This window comes from Alkalicoccus luteus (assembly GCF_012034335.1).
Classification (GTDB): Bacteria; Bacillota; Bacilli; order Bacillales; family Salisediminibacteriaceae; genus Alkalicoccus; species Alkalicoccus luteus_A.
The window spans coordinates 1-13516 of sequence record NZ_JAATHJ010000047.1 but is presented as its reverse complement, the minus strand read 5'-3'; the positions used below and the strand labels follow the sequence as shown (position 1 = coordinate 13516).

Here is a 13516-nt window from a genome sequence, read left to right as displayed (position 1 = left end):
TATTCTGGCGATACATGATAGCTCAATCTATTCACGTCCTTCCCAGATTTTGAACTCCGTGATCGTGCGTTACCTTTGAGTCTACCTGTCACGCCTATCATCGTCCACTTTAGAGACTAACACCAAAACCTTTACATGTAAAGGTTCTGGCAACTAACAAAAACCATTTTACTCGCTTTATTTCCGTTCAAAATGTACTCTTTATGTATATCATTTTCCGGTTCCCGCCATTTATTCCAAATTTGAATGGAGGCTGAAGCGATGTCTTTTATTCCGTTCTTTGTCGGCATTGTGTTTATTGGCATTCACTTTCTCGCAAACGTGCTTCTGCCTTCCGAACGAATCAAGCGGATGAAATGGTTCTCGTTCTCGGGCGGACTTGCGGTATCGTACATTTTTATTTACCTCCTGCCGACGCTTCACCAGGAGCAGGCAGCGATCGAAGAACCTTACAGGCGTCTGACGATGGAGTCGGAGATTTACTTTATCGGGCTGATCGGCGTCGTCGTGTTTCTCGGCATTCAGATCATAATCAGGCAAAATTACGTTTCGCATACGTCCTCGTTCTGGTCGGCGATCACGTTTTACGCGTTATATAATGCGCTCGTTTCCTATACGGTGCTTTCCTTTGAAGTATCCGGCATTCAGGCGATTTTTTACTGCTTCGCGATCGGGCTGCATTTTATCGCCGTTGCGCAGGACATGTGGCGCGAGTTTCCGGAAGAGTACAATAAGTACGGACGCTATGTGCTCGCTGTCGGCATCGTCGCCGGCTGGGTTCTGGCGCTAACGACCGATTTCCGGCCGCTGTTTAAGTCAATTATTTTTGCTTTCGTAGCCGGGGCAATGATCTTCACCGTCTTTAAGCATGAACTGCCAGGCGAGAAGCATATTCACTTTCCCACCTTTGGCCTTGCCGTCATCCTCTACTCCGCGCTCACGATGTCACTGAAGTTTTTCTTCGAGTGGTAAATCAACTCAAAGAGCCCGGCAGACACGCTGCACGGGCTCTTTGATTATGCTGAATGTTTACTTTAAGTATCTGTAACGTATAAATGTAAACAAACCAACGATCGTAAACGCTCGGATCGTATATTCTATGATGCTGTTTTCAATTCCTGCCAGTGTAACGACAAGATTAACTGCGATGATCACGATGATGCAGATGATCAGATAAATCAAAAATTTCATGGAACTGCGCTCCTTCCAATAGCGTGACGTTTACAGCTTCTTCTCCGGAAGGGCCTCATTCATTCAATAAAAATGGACGATTTCGCAGCAGGCAGCGCCTCTCCCAATAAAATGCTTTTACTATTCTTCAGCTGCATCGGTAAGGCGTTCCGTCATATCTTCCATCTCGCCTTCCTCATAGTCCATGTCGTCAAGCTCGAACAGGCTTTCATCCATGTCAGGATCTATTTCAAAGTCGATGACGGTGTAGGACGTGTCGACATCGATCTCCTCTGACGTCTCCTCACCTTCTTCATCCTCTAATTCCGCTTCCAGTTCGTCATCTGCTTCCATGCGGACTTCAAAGCCGGAGTCCTGGTCGAACCATCGTGTCGTATTTACAAGCGCTTCTTCAATGTCAATCTGGTCTGTCTGCCATGATTCCACTTCTTTTTCTCCGGCGTGCGTCAGCTCTGCTTCTTCCAGCATGTTTTCAAACTGGCCTGCTTCTATCCGGAACCAAACTTCGTCCTCGATCGGCGGATGATCGACTTCATACCGGATCGCTTCTTCATCTCCTTCAATATAAAAAAACATGTAGTCCGGATCCTCTAAATCAGTGAACTGAATGCTTCTTACGGTTCCATTCTCTGTTGGGATATCAGATTCTGTGCGGGTATACACATCCCCGTCCTCGATAAACGTCCATTCCATGTCGGACTCACCGTCATCCTGCTCATCAGACACCGATTCCCGATACAGGCTCTCCATTCCTTCATACAGCTCGGCGGCAGCTGCAATGACTTCTGCAGCTTCTTCGTCACCTTCTGCTTCCTCCGGATCGGCGTTATTCTCCTCTTCATTTGCCTCTTCATCTGCTTCCGTATTTGCTTCGTTTGTTTCGTTCGGTTCGTTTGCCTCATTTGCATTTTCATCGTTGCCGCAGGCTGCTAAAAACAAGACAGCCGTTACGGAGAGAGCCAGTGATTTTTTCATTCGTAACCTCCAAAAAGTAAGTATACTAATTGATTTCCCTTTTATTAGAAAAAAACGTTTTATTTCCATTATCATCCGATTGTTTTGTGCATGACAGCAGCACTGCAAATCTTCAAATCAACGTGCGGTTTTCCGCTTTCAGCTTGTTTTGCTGATATGCATGGCGAAGCGACTGTTACGGAAGACTCGAAAACTGATCCAGAATAGCATCTGCCTCATAGTGAACAAACCAGGTATCCGGAACTTCCGCATACATTTCTTCCCCTTCGTACACGAAATGAATATTCCAACTTCCCTCGGTGTAAAAGATGAGTTCACCGGTGTCTGCATCGAAGTCAGCGCTCACAAAGTGATCATCCCAGGATGCGCCAGGAAGGGTGCCTGACAGTTCCGCTTCCATGTCTTCGATATAGATCGTGTCCGGGGTGATCGTTTCAGTATCTTCCTGCAGCTGGTAGTCAAACGAAACGTTACGGCTGAACGCAGCAAACTCATCGTCCTCCTCAGCGTAGTCAGCGTTTTGCGCCAGATGCGTCCCGCCTGCGTTATAAGGCTCTGCCGGTTCGGTCAGCTCGGATTCAATCGGGACATCGCCTTCGTAAGGAGATCCTTCTTCCAACGAGCTGCTTATGTACTGAAACAGCATGTCCGCCTGGTCACGATCTATCTCATCCGTATCACCGATCCCGGTTTGCTGCTGCGAACCGGTGGAGAGATCGATGCCATATTCCTCCCCGAGCGCCTGCATGTCCTCCTCCGGGTTATCCGAACAGCCTGCAGCAAAAAAGAGGAGAATCACAGAGCTGAAAGTAAGTGAGTTTTTCATCGTTACCTCCTGTATGTAAGTATATGTTTCCATTCCCTTTCCATAGAAATAAAAACCAACTTTGAAGGTAGACAAGCTTTTTATTGGGTAAAAAGGCTTGCTAATGGAGGCAGTTATGTCAGGTTGTTTAGACCTAACTGATTCGCTATACTTGGAAGCATATCTGGATGAGTGAACGTCCTGTGTCGTACGTCGACTTAAGCGTTGTCGAACCTGCAAGTTGATAACGAGGAAATTCGCTTCTGCCTCATAGCTCGGAAGAAGCGCCGTCAACAAGCATGAAAGGGGTGAAACCATGAATCGATTCAGCTATCTGATCCTGGCCGTGCCGTTTTATCTTGTGCTGAGCTTCGCGATGGTTCAAGTCGTGAATCGAGTCTTGCCCGTTACAGATACGTTTTTTCTGCTGCTTCTTACACTGACGATCCTGCTTATCAACCTCCTCATCACGAAGCTGACGCTGGAGCGAGTGATCCCGCGGGCTGCGAAGCTTATCTGAATCGGCTAAGCGACGAAAAAAGCCCGGCTCCTGACCGGATCAGGAAACCGGGTGTCAGACAAGCATCGCCATCCCACCTGCAGCGGCTGCTCCGAGATAAAGATACCCGAGCATGCTTTTTCTAGAGCGCAGCTCGGCAACTCCAAATAAAAGGAATAAAAGCGGCACCGTGTACAAAAGCAGCTGTCCTAACAGACGGAACGCTGACCTGTCAGCAATGCCACTACGAACAGAAGGAGCCAGCTTATGCCTAGCAGTTGATTACATACTCGCAGCGTCATAAAAATGCGGTTCCGATGCTCACGGCTAAAGCGGCTATTGTGGCAAGAAAAAAGGCACCGGCGGTAAAGCCGTCTGGCAGGCTGCCTGTTTTACGGATTAACGTTTTCTCCGTGATCGTCACCGCCGCATAAAGCAGCAGCCCAGGTATGCCGATGCCGCTTGCTGAAATAGCGCCGCCGAACAACAGCATCAGTGCGACAAACAGGATGGCGTGGGCAAATGCTGCACACGCTCCAGTGCTGACCGGACCTAGAACCCCAGCCGCTCGTTGTTCCATAAGCAATCCCCTTTCAATAGGCAGGTATTGATCATCAGCCTCGCTGTTCTTTTCAGTGTATCATCTTTTACTGGAATCTTTTTTCCTATTTTTTAGTCCAGCTCCCCAATTGGTTCCATGTCATCGGTATACTGCTCAATCACCTGAAGCGGCTCATCCTCCGCTTCGTATACCCGGCTCTCTCCTGTTTCCATAGACGTGATCTCCATGTAGCCGTCGAAGAGATCGATGTTAAACATCTGCTCCTCCTCATAAAAGCGCAGCGTATACGTATAAAAAGGAATTCCGTCGGGAAAGTCGGCTTCCGTCCAGTCTGCCTCCCGAAAAGCAGATGCCACCTCCTCGATCTCTGCCGCCTCTTCCAGCCTCACTGTCTGCTCCACCTGGCTTCCGTCTTCATCAAACTGATCGATGACGATCGCCTCCGGCTCATGATCACGAAACTCAGCAAGCGGATTTTGAAAATAGTTCGGCAGAAGCGTTAACAGCACAACCGCCGCGATGACAACACCGCTGATCAAAAACACCTTCATCCCATCGCCTCCAGTACGTTTCCCATTCCCGTTTCACGCTGAAAAACTACCTCTGTTACCTAGAGGTGGCTGGATTTGATCAGCGAATCGGAATCCAAATGTGAGACTCCACTTGCTCCGATCGTAAATCGTCTGATGTGACGACGAGTATCTCCGGTCCTTCGCGCACTTCGTATCCGGAGGAAGGGAGCCATTCGGCATAAATGCTTCCCCACGTCTGCTGCAGGTGCTCTGGAAATGCTCCGACTGAAGTAAAAACGGCCCATTTTCCTGCCGCTACTTCCAATGACGCATAGCCCTCGAGCGGCCTGCTTCCTGCTGTCCCTAAATACTGATCGAGTGATCCGGCTTCTTCCATCCTGCCTTCTGAAAAGTTAGCGGAAGCCTGTATGATTCCTTCCGGCTCTGCCAGACTGTGCTCCAGCAATTCCTGTGTCATCGAATCCGTCAGTTCTTTGTGCATCTCTGCAATTTCCTCATTCTCGCCTTCAAACTGAATCGAAACGCGCTTTTTCAACCCATTAATATAAAACGCTTCTTTTTCTGTCATTCTGTAATCCATATCATGTCCTCCTTTAAGCTGCAGTTGGAAAGTCAGCTTCGGGAATGCTTTCATTCGTCCCGTTTTGCGGGATTCGCTTGGTGTAACGCCGTGCATCTGTAAAAAAGCCCGCGTGAATGCGTCCGGTGATTGATACCCTGACAAAATGGCAATATCAATCACCTTCGCATCGGTCTGGTAGAGCTCGTTTGCTGCGATACTAAGCCTGCGCCGGCGTACATACTCGGAAAACGGCATACCTGCCAGAAATGCGAACATCCGCTTAAAGTGATACACCGTGGTGCCCGCAAGCATAGCGACACGCTCCTCATCAAGCTCCTCGTGCAAATGCTCTTCGACGAACGTCATCGCTTGATTTAATCGACTGATCGAATCCATCAGCTGACCTCCCTTCTGTAACCAGTGTAAAGCGAGCACATGAGAAAAACCCTGCAAAAGAGGACGAGATGATGCAGGATGTGTTAAAGCGGCTCATCATACCGAAATTGAACTACTCCTGCTTTCTGACTCGCGCATCGTTCAAAACCGATGCTCTTCAGCATGCTTATAGATGAAAAATAAGACTCGCTAGCTTCAGCAGTGAACGTGTTTATTCCAGCTTTTACTTCATACTGCCAGTTTCACCGAATTTAATTAATTTTGCCTCACCGCTTTCCTCTGTTAATCGGTAGTACATGGCAAGCCGGTGAATAAAAGCCCGATCTTCTTTTTGATAGCTTTCCTTCGTAAACAGCTCCCAAGCTCTATCTGTCTTTTTTTCAAACTGACGAACGTCTGTCAGGCTGAAGCGCCAGAGTTGTTCCTGATCACTTCTATAGTGCATATACAAAACTTTAATTGCCTCTAGATCGTTTCCAATCGCTCGTTTTAACGGCTCCGACATTTCAGTTGCTATGCTCTGGCTATTACTCGTCTCAGCTGCCTGATTGATATAATCAAGTAACTTAGCTTTGTTCTTTTCTCTTTTTCGTCTCGTGAACAGGTCGATCCCCTTAATTGAGGTGATGTAGCCGCCTGCCATCAGCAGAATAATTGCAATCAATGCGAGACCCAAGCCTGTTAATGACGTTACGTGCGGCCAGATCAGCCACATAAACAGTGCCAGCGGCAGTAAAAAAACACTGAATATAAACGCGTATGAAAGGACTGGCGACAGATGGGTCTCAAACGAATTCATTTCGCCCTCATCGGGAAGCACCTGATCCAAGATATTCTCATCGGCTGCTGAAAAAACAGGAAGTCGCTGATTTTCTTCAAATTCGTGTTTGAATTCCGATAAAAGACGTTCCACATGGTTCTTGATATATTGTTCACCCTTTCGTTAGGTTGCCATTTTTTGAAGCAAAACACGTGGCAAATGAGAAATAACTACTCCTCTAGCTGAAACGTTTGCCCGTCGATTTGTACCTGCTCTAAGTCATTTAACATCTCTTTTTCTACTGCAACAGCGAACGATCTAGGTCGATAAAGATCATCACAGTCGCCATCTTCATAGAGAATATCGATTAGCAAACTATCTCCATCCGTTACAATGTCCCCAATTTCTTTCTCACAAGCGCTCTCCTATTTTAATAAATAACACGTCATTTCCTGTCATATCAACATCAGGTGGCGACCCTGGAAACCGGTATGTCTCCCAAAACTCATTTAGTGACTCCTCATCGTCTGCAATATTCAAGACATCTTCCATCGGATCAGCGGTTTGTGGCGTAGTGTTTCTTGTCTCCAGAAGTGTGCCAGCATTAAACTCTGTCGGCGGTCCGCATGCAGCAAGCATCAGAAAACTTGCGAGAATCAAGAAATGTTTCATAAATCATGTACTCCTCTCCATTCCATTGGGTAGAAGCTGCTCATCATTAAACTCTATTTTACGTTATGTAGATGATGGAAGTTGATACGACTGATCGCGTACGACGACGGTCTCCGGCTGAAAACAGATCAGTACATTCTCCTGCCCTAACGCTTGAAAGCGCGGATCCCATGCTGCTCGTTCCGGCCCCAGATACTTCGCTAAAAGCCTGTCCGCTTTCTGTGTGTCAAACGGCTTCACTTCAGCCGTTCCGCGAAAACCGATGTGGATGAACGTGCCGCTTGAAGCGTCAAAATCAACGATCCCGATTGCACAGGCCGGCGTTTGTCGAACCCGCTTCGGAAACGTATCCCCTGCTGTGCCAATAATCCATAGTCGTTCTTTCTCCCACAAGAACCAAAGCGGTGAATCCCGCGGTCCTTCTGAAGCGCTCGTTGCCAGGTGAGCGACGAGCGGCTTTGAAAGCACCGTCTCCAGATCAACTCCGGTCCCGACGTCTCGAATGATCTTCATATAAAGCCTCCTTTATGAAGATTCGTCTTCTTAAGAATTCGTTTCATTGTTTTTCTTCTTATTCCAATCATACGGCTTTTTAGCCCAGTCATTCAGCAGCATGAAAGCAACGATGACGGCAGCTGCCAGAATGGCTGGTGTCCAATCCGACTCATCGAAGCGGATATAATTGTAGATGGAGCGGATCGCGATTCCGCCGCCGACAATAATAAACACAAACACAAATACGTTCTTCATCTGCTCCGCCTCCTTCAAGGTGATACGCGGAAGACCGTCCGATTATTGCAACCGGACGGCCTTTTGTTAAATCAACAATAAAATCAGGATCAGGACAGCAATGATACCGAGCATCGCTTTCCAGCTGATACCTTGCATACTGCCTGCTTTAGCGCGATCAAAGCTGTCGGCTGCGTTGCCTCCAGGATGGTTTTTTCGTTCCTCGTTCACTTGTTTTTCCTGTTCATCTCGATGGTCCTTCATTCGTGACCTCCTAAGCGTCCGTGTTCATGAGCATCGTTTTTGCCATCTCCACATAGTCACTTTCACCAGACCGGATAGCGAACAAGGCGACCTGAATCGCGCCTGCTCCTGCAATCGCCTCAATATGAGGCAGCATCCAAGCAGAAACGTATCCCCCGGCACGCTCATAGTGAGCCAGCACCCGCTCCAGTGATGCTTTTCCAAACGTGTGATAGTGCGCGGTGAAATCCTGAGCCGGGTCGTGCACCGCTGCCTCTGTCCAATCGATGAATCCGGTCACTCGCTCATCGGCATCGATTAAAATATGCCCCGCATGCAAGTCTCCATGAGTGAGTGCGGTTTCCTGCGGCCAATAGCGGTCATCCTCGATCCAGTCACACCAGCGGCGGCTGTTTGCAGGCGCTGTGGTGAACTGTTTTTCCACCTGTTCCAGCTGCTGCAGGTACGTCTTTCGTACCTCCTGCATGGAGCGCTGTTCCGGCTTTGGAATCTGATGCAGTGATGCTACCGCCTCCGCAAAGCTCTTTTCATAGTTCTGCGTTACGCGTTCCGGATCCATGTTCCACACATATGCCTGTGCTTCTTTATCGATCACGCCGGCGGGTTTACCAGGCAGCGCTTCGTACGCGATCAGCTCGTCCGTGACGATTTCCCAATTTGGGACAGCGAACGCCGCATACTGCCGGATGTGTGCCAGCATGCTTCTCTCTTTTTCGATCCCATCCAGCACGTCTGGCCGGCGCGGCATGCGCAGCAGCCACATTTTCCCGTACACGTCCTCTGCGGTCGCCGCTAAAAAGTCGAGTCCGGATTCATTTACTTGCAGAGTGTGTTCACGGAGCTCCAGTCCATGCTGTTTCGCTCGTTTTAACATCATTTCCATTCGATATCTCCTCCTTTTTTTGCTTAAAAAGAAAGAGACTGCCACAGACGTCCTGCGTGCATCACATGCATTGTCGAACCCTCCTTTGGATGGCGTTCATCGCTTATACCTTTCCTACGAATGAACAGCGTCCACGTTTCATTCTTCCTCAATTTGGATGAAAAACGTATAGTGCGCGTTGTTCCGACTTTCGGGCCAGTCTGCATGAATCCCGAGCGGATAGCCGCCCGGTTCTGCAGGCATCGTCACTTGCAGTTCATCAACCTCGAGCGTTTCATCAGGAGCCCCGCCGTCCCACGTTTCGGCCTGAAGAATCGGACTGGAGTCATCATCGAAGCTCACGGTCACTTGCTCGCCGGGACGAGCCGTGAGTTCTTCCATATCCACAGCGAGAATGATTTCCGGGGGAGTTCCACTTTCCGCATCCTCAGCGCCTCCCGTCCATTCCCAGCTGTACGTGCCGAGCACTCCGGCTGCTTGACCCTGAGCCGATTCCATAGCTGCCTCAGGAGGCTGATCCTGGCAAGCCGCCAGTAAAAGGATTGTCAGAACGGCAGCTGCTGCTTTTCTCATCTCGACATCCGTCCTTTCTAAGTCGCCATTCGTTTATCAAGCATGTGATCGACCCCATAGAAAACAATGGAAGCCGCTATTCCAATGTAGAGCATTGGATGCGTGAGCATGTCATTCCAGCCGACGTACGCGATCCACACGTGAAACGGAAGAATAAAAAATGCGCCGAACATGATGTGGAGCGCCAGTGAAGTCCGTCTCCCCGGCGCGAAAAAGTCAGCCGCAATCGAAGCAGGTATTGCATACACGAGCATGATGACGGTGATACATACCGTATAGACGACGAGCATAATGAACACTTCATTACCGGAAGCAAGATCGTCCATCCCCATTACTACGATCAGCACAGCAAAGCCGGTAACGGCCGCCGCTGAACCTTTTCGACGCAGCATCAGACTTCGTCCTTTCTGGATCAGATTAACTGGCTGAGAAAAACTGTGATATAGCCAGCGAACATAAGCAATAAAAAACTTCCTCCGACCATCGTATTGGCGATTACAAGTCCCCATGATTGGCTCACGAATGCGAGTACAATACCGACTGGACCGACAATAAGTGTAATCAGCCATAAAGCAGCAGGCTCTTGAAAGACGATGTTTGGCACCCAGGAGCCGATGCCGATAAGAAAACAGAGCCATGCCCACGTTCTCGTATTTGTCATACATGCACCTCTTTCAGGAAAATTCATTCATTCGTTTTTACCTCTCCTGCATTGGTTCTCCCACTTATTCGGTTGTTTCGCTTTTCCCTCGAAGCAGATAGTAAATCGTCAGGCCGGATAACACGACCATACTGATAACCGCCGCCGGGCTTTGCGTGATAACACCAATCAGTACGACGTTCAGGACGAGCATGAGGCTGATTAACAAAGTAGTCATATCCTATCTCCTTTTGCTGTAAATATGCATATACCTTATTTTACCATAACCAGCCACAGGTGCGTCACTGTTCCTTCGCCACACTAAACAGTTGACGATCAGGAGCAGTCGTGCGAAAATAAGGTCAAACGCTTTACTTAGGTGAAGCGTTATTGCATTGTAGTGAATTGGAAACGATTGCAATTTTGAAGGAGGCACCTTTTATGGTAAAACGCATTCCGGCGCATTTGCGTCAATATACGGTAAAGCAAAACTACGAGAGCTATACGCCGATCAACCATGCCGTGTGGCGCTATGTGATGCGGCAGAATCACGAGACGCTGAAAGATCTCGCTCACGAAGCGTATACGGACGGGCTAACGGCTTCCGGTATTTCCATTGAACAGATTCCGGACGTCGCGGAAATGAATGAAAAGCTCGGACGATTCGGCCTCGGAGCCGCAACGATTGACGGGTTTATCCCCGGCGTTGCGTTCTTTGATTTTCAGTCAAACGGCATTCTCCCGGTCGTTGCGGAAATCCGCAAGCTGGAAAACATTCAGTACACCCCGGCTCCAGATATGATCCACGAAGCTGCCGGGCATGCCCCGATTCTGGCGGATGAAACCTATGCAGCGTACGTAAAACGCTTTGGTGAAATCGGAAAAAAGGCAATTGCAACGAAGGAAGAGCACGATGTGTTTGAAGCCGTGCGCACCTACTCCAACCTGCTGGAAAAAGGCAGCGCTACCGAAGAGCAGCTGGAGGCGGCACAGAAAAACATCGCTGAAAAAGAAGCGCTCGTACAAGGCGAATCAGAAGCCGAACTGATCGGTCGCCTCTACTGGTGGACGGTGGAGTACGGCTTGATCGGCACGCTTGAGAATCCGAAAATTTACGGTGCCGGCCTGCTTTCCTCGGTTGAAGAGGGCGGCAACATTTTAAGTTCGGAAGTGGAGAAGGTCCGCTACGACGTGGATCTGGTGGTCGCTACCACGTTCGATATCACAAAGCCGCAGCCGCAGCTGTTCGTGACGGCTTCGTTTGAGGAGCTCATGGAAGGGCTCGAGCAGTTTGCTGACACAATGGCATTCCGCCGCGGCGGCACCGAAAGCGTCGATAAAGCCGTTGCTTCCGGCAGCACGGCGACGATTGAACTCTCATCCGGCCTGCAGATGACAAGCACGTGGGACCAGGGCGAGCGGGACGCTGACGGTGAGATTGTCTACCTGCGGGCTTCCAAACCGACAGCGCTTGCCGTCGAAAACAACGAGCTGAACGGACACGGCCGCAGCACGCACACAGACGGCTACGGCACGCCAATCGGACGACTGGAAGACGGCAGCGCGTTAGAGGAGATGTCAGAAGCACAGCTTAAAGCAGCCGGTATTCAAACTGGCAGTGAAACGACGCTTCGCTTTGCGTCTGGCGTAACGGTTTCCGGAACGGTACAAAACGTGCTGACCAATGACGGAACTCCACTGCTGATTCAGTGGCAAAATGCCAGCGTCACTCTCGGCGAAAAGCGTCTGTTTGAACCGGACTGGGGCGACTTTGACATGGCGGTTGGCGCAGAAGTGGCGTCTGTTTTCGCCGGCGCCGCCGACAGCGAAGCTTACTTTGGCGAAGAGCTGCCAGCGGAATCGACGCTTGCGCACGAGCAGGAGGAAACCGCACTGGATGAACTTTACGGCCGCGTCCGTGCTGTCCGTGAACAGTCAGCGGCTGACGGCACTCCTGAACTGCAGGCGGTGCACGACCAGCTCCGTGATTATCCGGAAGACTGGCTGCTTCGTCTGGAGATCGTGGAAATTCTGGAAGAAACCGAAGCCGATCCGGAGCTGCTCGAAGCAGTGAAAAACGAACTGCACCAGCTTCAGGAAAGCAAAAGCTCCCTCAGCAAGCTGATCCGAAACGGACTGCTTGTTGCAGAAAAAGCACCACTGAAAAAATGAGCCAAGCAGCGTCCTTAGGGGGCGCTGCTTTGTTTTTGATATTCCCAAAAGCACTTTAGAAGTATTTAATGGCACATTATGAACTCACAGCCAACCAAGACAGCTAGAGCAGATTATAGAAGTATATACGTTTATATGTTAGTGTAAATATACACTATATTATTTCTCGTGAAAGGATGATTAACTTTGTCTGAAAAATTACACCGACGTAAAGTCATCCAATTTAATAATAGCTCCGTGTTAGGAATACCGGCAGAAATTAGAAAAAGACTTAACATTCAAAAAGGAGAAAGTTTTGACGTTGAGTACGATGAAGTAAATGAAGTCATAACCTATAAGAGAGTCAAACCGCCTGCTAAACTGCCAGAAGGAGTAAGACCAGGAGTAGTATCCGCAATGGATCGTGTTATGGGACGCTATGATAATGCTCTACGAAACTTAAAAAATAGGTGACCTCTATCATTTGTTGTATTTGAGTTGAGTCCTCTTTTGTGAAGGGAGCCACTACTATCACGATCATGTATTTAACTAAAGAAGAAATTCTAACGTTACACTTTACTATGATGGAACATTATGACGATGCTGACCAATCTGGTGTGAAAGAGCCTGAAAAACTTGAATATGCACTTGAACGTCCCAGGGCGACAGTTTTCGGAGAAGAACAGTATCCAGCGATTATTGAAAAAGCCTGTTGTTACTATCATTCCATCGTAACAGGACATATCTTTCATAATGGTAACAAACGCACTGGCCTGTTAGTATTCGGTGTATTTCTTGAAATTAATGGGATGCGTCTCGTCATGGAAGAGCAGCAAGCGGAAGATTTCACGGTTTACCTAGCTGTGGACGATAAATTTAGGGGCAATGATGCGATTGCTTTGCTAACGCAGGAAATCAGTCCGTTTATTAAAGAATTGCATTGAACTAAAATACAACAGCAATTGATGAACTGCACCAGCTTCAGGAAAGCAAAACCTCCCTCAGCAAGCTTATCCGAAACGGACTGCTTGTCGCAGAAAAAGCACCGCTGAAAAAATAAGCCAAGCAGCGTCCTTAGGGGCGCTGCTTTGTTTCATTGATGGAAGGACTGGATGCTGTTCTGAAAGAGATCTCACTATCGGGCGCTGGCCCGATTTCCTTCTTGCAGTTGAAAGTTACTTTTGATGGGTTTTAAGGTAAGCGTCAAAGAAACCGTGTCCGAACAGTGTGAAGATCGAGCAGGAGAACATCAAAAAACGGGCAGCCGCGGGGATCTTCCCGGGGCTGCCCGTTTTGGGCTTACGGCGAAACAGGGCGTCGA

General features: G+C 48.8%; 21 protein-coding genes. 5 read left to right on the top strand and 16 right to left on the bottom strand.

Features of this window, described 5'->3' with window-relative positions; genetic code table 11:
* Positions 1 to 261 precede the first annotated feature (261 nt).
* Positions 262 to 972 carry a hypothetical protein gene (locus HCN83_RS17435; protein WP_168009639.1) on the top strand — a complete coding sequence of 237 codons (711 nt, stop codon included), beginning with the start codon at positions 262 to 264 and terminating at the stop codon, positions 970 to 972.
* Positions 973 to 1029: 57 nt separating this feature from the next.
* Here the strand turns inward: HCN83_RS17435 and HCN83_RS17430 are convergent, their stop codons facing one another.
* The 3 genes from HCN83_RS17430 to HCN83_RS17420 all read right to left on the bottom strand — a co-directional run bounded on the left by HCN83_RS17430 (position 1030) and on the right by HCN83_RS17420 (position 2992).
* A complete protein-coding gene (locus tag HCN83_RS17430) occupies positions 1030 to 1191 on the bottom strand; it encodes a hypothetical protein (RefSeq protein WP_168009638.1) in 162 nt (53 codons plus the stop codon).
* A gap of 120 nt (positions 1192 to 1311) precedes the next feature.
* Entirely contained in the window at positions 1312 to 2166 is an 855-nt protein-coding gene (locus HCN83_RS17425; protein ID WP_168009637.1) for a hypothetical protein, read from the bottom strand.
* Positions 2167 to 2341: 175 nt separating this feature from the next.
* Positions 2342 to 2992 carry a hypothetical protein gene (locus HCN83_RS17420; protein WP_168009635.1) on the bottom strand — a complete coding sequence of 217 codons (651 nt, stop codon included), beginning with the start codon at positions 2990 to 2992 and terminating at the stop codon, positions 2342 to 2344.
* 295 nt (positions 2993 to 3287) lie between these two features.
* Here HCN83_RS17420 and HCN83_RS17415 point away from each other — a divergent pair, with 295 nt between their 5' ends.
* Positions 3288 to 3491, top strand: a complete 204-nt coding sequence (locus tag HCN83_RS17415) for a hypothetical protein (RefSeq protein WP_168009633.1) — start codon at positions 3288 to 3290, stop codon at positions 3489 to 3491.
* Between the two features lie 277 nt (positions 3492 to 3768).
* Here HCN83_RS17415 and HCN83_RS17410 read toward each other — a convergent pair whose 3' ends face one another.
* From HCN83_RS17410 to HCN83_RS17350, 13 genes are all read right to left on the bottom strand, one after another.
* A complete protein-coding gene (locus HCN83_RS17410) occupies positions 3769 to 4050 on the bottom strand; it encodes a hypothetical protein (protein ID WP_168009631.1) in 282 nt (93 codons plus the stop codon).
* Positions 4051 to 4142: 92 nt separating this feature from the next.
* Positions 4143 to 4583, bottom strand: coding sequence for a hypothetical protein (locus HCN83_RS17405; protein WP_168009629.1), 441 nt, complete (start codon positions 4581 to 4583; stop codon positions 4143 to 4145).
* A gap of 79 nt (positions 4584 to 4662) precedes the next feature.
* Positions 4663 to 5523, bottom strand: a complete 861-nt coding sequence (locus HCN83_RS17400; RefSeq protein WP_168009628.1) for an AraC family transcriptional regulator — start codon at positions 5521 to 5523, stop codon at positions 4663 to 4665.
* Between the two features lie 223 nt (positions 5524 to 5746).
* The gene (locus tag HCN83_RS17395; RefSeq protein ID WP_168009627.1) at positions 5747 to 6436 is read right to left on the bottom strand and encodes a hypothetical protein; all 690 of its coding nucleotides are present in this window, start codon (positions 6434 to 6436) and stop codon (positions 5747 to 5749) included.
* Between the two features lie 258 nt (positions 6437 to 6694).
* The gene (locus HCN83_RS17390; RefSeq protein WP_168009626.1) at positions 6695 to 6955 is read right to left on the bottom strand and encodes a hypothetical protein; all 261 of its coding nucleotides are present in this window, start codon (positions 6953 to 6955) and stop codon (positions 6695 to 6697) included.
* 63 nt (positions 6956 to 7018) lie between these two features.
* Positions 7019 to 7468 (bottom strand): pyridoxamine 5'-phosphate oxidase family protein, encoded by a 450-nt coding sequence (locus tag HCN83_RS17385; protein WP_168009625.1) that lies wholly within the window; start codon positions 7466 to 7468, stop codon positions 7019 to 7021.
* A gap of 30 nt (positions 7469 to 7498) precedes the next feature.
* Entirely contained in the window at positions 7499 to 7705 is a 207-nt protein-coding gene (locus HCN83_RS17380) for a hypothetical protein (protein WP_168009624.1), read from the bottom strand.
* A 66-nt stretch (positions 7706 to 7771) separates the two neighbouring features.
* Positions 7772 to 7948, bottom strand: a complete 177-nt coding sequence (locus HCN83_RS17375; RefSeq protein ID WP_168009623.1) for a DUF6366 family protein — start codon at positions 7946 to 7948, stop codon at positions 7772 to 7774.
* A gap of 10 nt (positions 7949 to 7958) precedes the next feature.
* Entirely contained in the window at positions 7959 to 8831 is an 873-nt protein-coding gene (locus HCN83_RS17370; protein ID WP_168009622.1) for a macrolide 2'-phosphotransferase, read from the bottom strand.
* A gap of 138 nt (positions 8832 to 8969) precedes the next feature.
* Complete coding sequence (locus tag HCN83_RS17365; RefSeq protein ID WP_168009620.1) at positions 8970 to 9404, bottom strand: hypothetical protein; 435 nt, start codon at positions 9402 to 9404, stop codon at positions 8970 to 8972.
* Between the two features lie 17 nt (positions 9405 to 9421).
* Positions 9422 to 9796, bottom strand: coding sequence for a hypothetical protein (locus HCN83_RS17360; protein WP_168009619.1), 375 nt, complete (start codon positions 9794 to 9796; stop codon positions 9422 to 9424).
* Between the two features lie 20 nt (positions 9797 to 9816).
* Positions 9817 to 10065: a hypothetical protein gene (locus HCN83_RS17355; protein WP_168009617.1), complete on the bottom strand. Its 249-nt coding sequence runs from the start codon at positions 10063 to 10065 to the stop codon at positions 9817 to 9819.
* Positions 10066 to 10129: 64 nt separating this feature from the next.
* Positions 10130 to 10282, bottom strand: a complete 153-nt coding sequence (locus HCN83_RS17350) for a hypothetical protein (RefSeq protein ID WP_168009615.1) — start codon at positions 10280 to 10282, stop codon at positions 10130 to 10132.
* 203 nt (positions 10283 to 10485) lie between these two features.
* Here HCN83_RS17350 and HCN83_RS17345 point away from each other — a divergent pair, with 203 nt between their 5' ends.
* The 3 genes from HCN83_RS17345 to HCN83_RS17335 all read left to right on the top strand — a co-directional run bounded on the left by HCN83_RS17345 (position 10486) and on the right by HCN83_RS17335 (position 13139).
* The gene (locus tag HCN83_RS17345) at positions 10486 to 12216 is read left to right on the top strand and encodes an aromatic amino acid hydroxylase (protein ID WP_168009613.1); all 1731 of its coding nucleotides are present in this window, start codon (positions 10486 to 10488) and stop codon (positions 12214 to 12216) included.
* Between the two features lie 186 nt (positions 12217 to 12402).
* A complete protein-coding gene (locus HCN83_RS17340; RefSeq protein WP_168009611.1) occupies positions 12403 to 12669 on the top strand; it encodes an AbrB/MazE/SpoVT family DNA-binding domain-containing protein in 267 nt (88 codons plus the stop codon).
* Between the two features lie 65 nt (positions 12670 to 12734).
* Entirely contained in the window at positions 12735 to 13139 is a 405-nt protein-coding gene (locus HCN83_RS17335; RefSeq protein WP_168009609.1) for a type II toxin-antitoxin system death-on-curing family toxin, read from the top strand.
* The last annotated feature ends 377 nt before the right edge of the window (positions 13140 to 13516 follow it).